Origin of the sequence: Streptomyces cahuitamycinicus (genome assembly GCF_002891435.1) — a bacterium.
GTDB classification, from domain to species: Bacteria; Actinomycetota; Actinomycetes; order Streptomycetales; family Streptomycetaceae; genus Streptomyces; species Streptomyces cahuitamycinicus.
On sequence record NZ_POUC01000474.1, the window covers coordinates 1 to 5626 of the forward strand.

4 protein-coding genes and 1 pseudogene are annotated in these 5626 nt (G+C 71.4%); 2 read left to right on the top strand and 3 right to left on the bottom strand.

The genetic code is table 11. The annotated features are described in order from the left end of the window. Positions 1-1250, top strand: a pseudogene (locus tag C1J00_RS48610) (ATP-binding protein); the annotation flags it as partial. 66 nt (positions 1251-1316) lie between these two features. On the opposite strand, the gene nucS reads toward C1J00_RS48610, so the two are convergent. Then, positions 1317-1988 (bottom strand): endonuclease NucS, encoded by a 672-nt coding sequence (gene nucS, locus C1J00_RS37030; RefSeq protein ID WP_180989840.1) that lies wholly within the window; start codon positions 1986-1988, stop codon positions 1317-1319. Positions 1989-2241: 253 nt separating this feature from the next. Between nucS and C1J00_RS37035 the strand changes: the two genes are divergently transcribed. Beyond that, on the top strand, positions 2242-2634 hold the full coding sequence (locus C1J00_RS37035; RefSeq protein ID WP_030246492.1) for an SCO5389 family protein: 393 nt from the start codon (positions 2242-2244) through the stop codon (positions 2632-2634). A gap of 83 nt (positions 2635-2717) precedes the next feature. Here C1J00_RS37035 and C1J00_RS37040 read toward each other — a convergent pair whose 3' ends face one another. Beyond that, entirely contained in the window at positions 2718-3746 is a 1029-nt protein-coding gene (locus tag C1J00_RS37040; protein WP_102913307.1) for an LLM class flavin-dependent oxidoreductase, read from the bottom strand. Positions 3747-3947: 201 nt separating this feature from the next. Beyond that, the gene (locus tag C1J00_RS37045; protein ID WP_102913308.1) at positions 3948-5576 is read right to left on the bottom strand and encodes an IS200/IS605 family element transposase accessory protein TnpB; all 1629 of its coding nucleotides are present in this window, start codon (positions 5574-5576) and stop codon (positions 3948-3950) included. Positions 5577-5626 lie beyond the last annotated feature (50 nt).

Below are 5626 nucleotides of genomic sequence, written 5' to 3' on the forward strand. Positions count from 1 at the left end.
GAGTTCGTCGGCAGCGTCAGATGTGCATAAGAGACAGGCACTACTCCTGGTGGGCCGGGCACCCCTCGGTCACCCCCGAGCGCGTGTGCGCCGAGGCCGACGCGGTGCTCGCCGCACTGGCCGTCCTCGGACCGGCCACCCGCCCGCCCGCCGAGGACGAGGAGAGCGCGGCCGTCCACCTGGCCCGCACCGCCGCCCCCGCGTTCGCCGCCGGACTGCACTGGAGCGCCTGGGAGCGGGCCCTGCGGGCCGGCGCCGAGGCCGCCCGGCTCGCCGGGGACGTCGGCGAAGAGGCCTACTTCCACCACGAGATCGGTGTCCTCGCCCTGTGCGGGGGACAGCTCGACCGGGCCCGCGCCGAACTGGAGGCCTCCATCGGCCTGCGCGGCGCCCTGGCCGACAAGCGCGGGACCGTCGCCGGCCGCCGTGCCCTTGCCCTGGTCGCCGACCGCTCGGGCACGCCGATCGGGCTCGGGCCGACCGCGGGGGAGGAGGTGCCCGACGCCCGTGGCGAGGAGTCGGCGTCCCCGCCCGGCGGTGTTTCGGCGGCCTTCCCGAGGCTTCAGCAGCCGTCCTCCCCGGCGCTGGTCACGCACCGCAGCTCGCCCGCGCCCTCGCGGGGGGCGCGGGGCGGCCTCAAGGGCCTGGCCCGGCGCAACCTCGTGGCGGCCGGTTCCGGTGCCCTGCTCGTCGCGGTCCTGGGCACGGTGGTGACGCTCGGCGCCACCTCCGACAAGGAACCGAACCCGCCGTCCGACCAGGTCGGCGTCAACCCGTCCGCCAGCCAGGGCATCAACGACGGCAGCCTCGGCGCCGACCGGCCGGCCGGCGACGGCGACGGGAACAACGGCGGGGCGGCCCCCAGCCCGACGGACCCGGGCCCGGACGGTACACCCGGCACCTCGGACGACCCGACGCCCTCGGACTCCCCGAGCGGTTCGCAGGACCCGAGCACGTCCGCGACGCCGTCGAAGCCGCCGTCGTCCTCGACCAAGCCGCCGTCCACGTCCAAGCCGCCCGCGACCTCGAAGCCTCCGACGTCCAAGCCCCCGACGTCGAAGCCTCCGACGTCCGAGCCGCCCACCTCGGAGCCTCCGACGTCCGAGCCGCCCACCTCGGAGCCACCGACGACCAGCCCGTCCACCTCCGACTCGGCCAGCGGTCCGGCGCCGAGCGCTCCCACGAGCGCCACCGCGAGCGCGTCGCAGAGCACCACGGGTACGCCGAGCGGCCCGGAGACGGTGATCTGACACCCGTACACACGGCAGGGCCGGGTCCGTTCCGCGGACCCGGCCCTGTTCGTCGTCGTACGGCTGTCAGAACAGCCGCAGCTTGTCGTCCTCGATGCCCCGCAGCGCGTCGTAGTCGAGGACCTGGCACCCGATGCCGCGATCGGTGGCGAGGACGCGGGCCTGGGGCTTGATCTCCTGGGCCGCGAAGACACCGCGCACCGGGGAGAGGTGGGGATCGCGGTTCAGCAGCTCCAGATAGCGCGTGAGCTGCTCCACGCCGTCGATCTCACCGCGCCGCTTGATCTCCACCGCGACGGTCTTGCCGTCGGCGTCCCGGCACAGGATGTCGACCGGCCCGATGGCCGTCGGGTACTCGCGGCGGATCAGCGTGTAGCCCTCGCCGAGTGTCTCGATGCGGTCGGCGAGCAGCTCCTGGAGGTGCGCTTCCACGCCGTCCTTGATCAGGCCGGGATCGACGCCCAGTTCGTGCGAGGAGTCGTGGAGGACTTCCTCCATCGTGATGATGAGCTTCTCGCCCGCCTTGTTGACGACGGTCCAGACGCCCTCTTCCTCGCCGGTGCCCTCCTTCAGGGTGCAGGGCGGCGACATCCAGTTCAGGGGCTTGTAGGCCCGGTCGTCGGCGTGGATCGAGACGCTGCCGTCCGCCTTCACCAGGATCAGGCGCGGGGCCGAGGGAAGGTGGGCGGTGAGCCGCCCGGCGTAGTCCACGGAGCAGCGGGCAATGACGAGACGCATGGTCGGCAACGCTACTCGACGGGCGCCTGTCGACGCGATTCGCCCTGGAAAACACGTGTTCGGTAATGGCCGATTGTGTGCAGGGTGTGCTCAGCGGGAGTGTCTCATCTGCGCATTTTCCTGGTGCCGTCACCGTCCGTTGCTTACCGTATGAACGGGAGGTCGCGAGGCGTGTACGCAGCGTGTCCGGTATCGCGAGCTCCCCCTATCTGTCCGGCAACCCCTGCTCATCGGGGGTGCGAGAGGAGAACTCATGTCGCTCGACGTCTCACCGGCCCTACTCGAACAGGCCGAGCGAGGCGAGGTCGACGAAGCGGAATTCGTCGACTGCGTCCGGACCTCCCTGCCTTATGCGTGGGAGATGATCAGCTCACTGGTGGCCCAGCTGAAGGTGGACGGCGGCGCGTTCGCCGACAACCAGACGCCCCCGCCGGACGAGCAGGCACGCGGCCAGCTGCTGCGTGCGCTTGCGAGTGACGCGATACGCGGCGCGCTGCAACGGCACTTCGGTGTGCGGCTGGCTTTCCAGAACTGCCACCGGGTGGCCGTGTTCCCGCTTGACTCCTCGGTCGACGAGAAGCTGGGCCGCTTCACCTCGGTCCGCAGCCAGGTGCTCAACCAGTCACCCGAGTTCCGGGACTGCTGACGCGGCGCCGCTTGCTTGCCGCTCCGTACGCGGGAGGTGCAGCTCTGTACCGGAGCGGCAAGCCCCAGGAACCCACCGGGCTCTCAACCGAGTTGGGGGAGCACCTCGGCGCCGAGCCGCCGCACGTTCTCCTCGGTCGCCGCCAGGTCCCCGGAGCCCTCGACGAGCAGCGCGAAGCGCGAGATGCCCGTCCGCTCGCTGGTCGCCGCCAGCCGGTCCGCGCACAGCCGCGGGGTGCCCACCGGGTGCAGTCCGCAGAGCAGTTCGGTGTACGCCAGCGGGTCGCGCATCCGGCGTGTGCGCCCGTCGACCGTGACGTGAGCCTCCAGGCCCTGCTTCAGCCAGCCCGGCATCGCCTTCATCAGTGTCTCCGCCGCGTCGACCCGCCGGTCCGCGATCTGGCAGACGCCGGCCGACACATGGGACGCGCCCAGGATCTCCTCCCACGTCCGGCCGCAGGCCCGCGCGTGCTGCCGCCACAGCGCGATCATCTCGGCCTTCTCCTCGTCCCCCACGTGCATTCCGAGCAGCATCGACAGCCCCCGTTCGGCTGCCAGCCGCACACTCGACGGCGAGGTGCAGGCGACGACCAGCTCAGGGCCCGCGGCCTCGGTCAGAGCCTCCGACGGCCGGGGCACCACCGGGACTTCACGGAAGTGGAAGCGCTCCCCGTCGGCCGCCACGGACGCCTCGCGCAGCCACCGCACCAGAAGCTCCAGGGACTCCGGGAACCCCTTCTCGTACGCCTCCAGACCCGCGCCGAACACCTCCAGGTCGACCCACGGGCCGCCGCGGCCGACGCCGAGCGTGAAACGGCCGCCGCTCGTGTGGTGCAGCAGCGCCGCCTGTTCGCCGAGGGCAACGGGGTGGACGGTGGGCAGGACGCTGACCGCCGTGCCGACCCGGATGCGGCGGGTGCGGCCCAGCAGTAAGGCGGCCAGGGTGATGGCCGACGGGCAGGTGCCGTACGGCACGAAGTGGTGCTCCGCCAGCCAGACCGCGTCGAGCCCGGCCTCCTCGGCCACCTCGGCCGAGCGGACAGCGCGGTGCAGCGCCTCTCCCTCGCCCTGGCCGGGGAACTGGGCCGCCAACACGAAACTTCCAACACGCATTGCTTTCCTGCTTCCTTGCCTCCGACGCGGAGCTCCCCCACAGCGCATAACCGTCTGACACGTGCCGAGGACACGGCCGGGCGGAGTATTTTGCGGATTGTCTGCAGAATGGGGCGTTCCGCCGGGAGCCCGGGGGGCCCGGGGTAAGACCGTCGCGCCCGCGAAGGACAGATGGCGTTTGGTGCCGTACGCGTACCGTTCCTAGAGACTGAGCGGGAGTGAGTCCTGGTGCCAGGGCTCATGCTCAGCCGGACGCCCTGAACGGTGTTGGGCTTCCTGGTTCCCCGCGTTCGCTCCGTATCCGGCGCGCACGGATCGTGTCCGTGGTCCGGGAATGCGGGGGCGGGGTTCCTCACTCCCGGGAATGCCGGATCTGGCCTGGGCGGTCCGATGCCCCTGCTCATCACTCCGGTGAGCAGGGGGCGGTGCCGTCCGTCGCCGGATCGGGTGTCCCAGGGCGCGCCTGCCGATCGCCACGGCTGCCGCGTCGTGGCGAGTGGTCTTGCGGTTGTGGGTGGTAAGAGGTTTCTGCCAGTGCTGGGCGCCCCACTTGGAGGTGTAGGCGGGGTCGACGGCGACGACGGTGATGCCGAGTTCGGCCGCCATCGACACCAGCCGGGCCCGCAGCCTGGAGGTGGGCATGCCGGAGATGAGGTTGCGGAACTTCTTGCGGCGGCCGTGCTTCTCGCGGGTCTTCTCTGCGGTGAAGTCGAGGTCTTCGATCGCGATCGCGAGGTGGTGGCGTTCGGCGAAGTGCAGCAGGCGGATCAGGGCGTGCCGGATCTGGGCGTCGCGATGCTGTGCGGTGCCGGACAGGTCGTAGTCGAACCGGCAGGGCTCGCCGACAGGGTTGCCGTGCGCGTCGAGGCGCCAGGCGGCCAGGTGGTCGGCGTTGGTGTCGACACCAACCAGCCCGCCAGCGCGGGCCGCCGCCAAGGGCACGGTCTTCACCGGGGGAATCGTCCACGAGGCGGTCAGGTACCAGCGTCCGCGTGCGGTGTCTTCGTGGATGCGGTAGGCGACGGCTCGGTTCGCCTGGATGCGGTCGCGCCACTGCTCGCCCCGGTGCGCGAAGGCCACCGTTGAGGCGAGCACGTACCGGTCGTGCGGGGCGTTCGCCAGATGTGCCCACGGGGTGGGGAGTTTGATCGAGACCTCGCCGCCGGGGGTGACACGGATGGTCTCGTTGCCGAACCGCTTGCCGCTCTCGCCGTCGGCTGCGAGGAACCGGCGCCCGGCCTGCCACCGCGTGCGCCACTGTTCCTCGCTCAGCTGGGCAGTCTGCAGGTGGTGGCGGGTGTTCAAGAGCCGCTTCCCGCCGCGCACCACATGCACGCGCCCGGCCTCCCAGTCCGCCCGGGCCGCCTGGAGCCGGTCGGTGAGCACGTGCAGGCGGCGCGTCTTGGCGAACCACTCCCGCTTGCTGCGGTAGCCCCCTGGAGCCCGCTTGCTGCCCGCCTCACCGACTGGGAGGGACAGCCGGTGCGCGATCGTGCGCACCCCCGCCTGAAGGCTCTGGATGTGTGCCAGCTGGCTGCGTCGGGCCAGCGCCCACTGATCGTGGGTGGCCTTCGTGATCGACCCGGCCCACCGCGAAGAGGACGCCCGTGTCAGAGCCCGCTTGCGCTCGGCCCACTGCTCAGTGTCATGCTCCAGCCCTGCCGCGCACCGCATCTTCAGGTCCAGGCAAGCCAGCCTGCCCAGATGGTCACCGACCAGACGCAGCACTTTCTCGTCCTCGGCAGTCAGGTGCTTGAGCCGGTCCCGGACCGCAACCCCGCAAGGGCCGGACACCACGAGCGGCGCCGCAACCCTCCGCAGCCCACTCAATCCCGTCTCTTAAACACCTCTGACGCTGCCGACGCACCCTAGGGTGTAGA

Excerpts from the sequence above, each read along its gene's own strand:
- nucS (WP_180989840.1), bottom strand. The coding sequence starts at position 1,988 with ATGCGTCTCGTCATTGCCCGCTGCTCCGTGGACTACGCCGGGCGGCTC.
- C1J00_RS37035 (WP_030246492.1), top strand. The coding sequence starts at position 2,242 with ATGTCGCTCGACGTCTCACCGGCCCTACTCGAACAGGCCGAGCGAGGC.
- C1J00_RS37040 (WP_102913307.1), bottom strand. The coding sequence starts at position 3,746 with ATGCGTGTTGGAAGTTTCGTGTTGGCGGCCCAGTTCCCCGGCCAGGGC.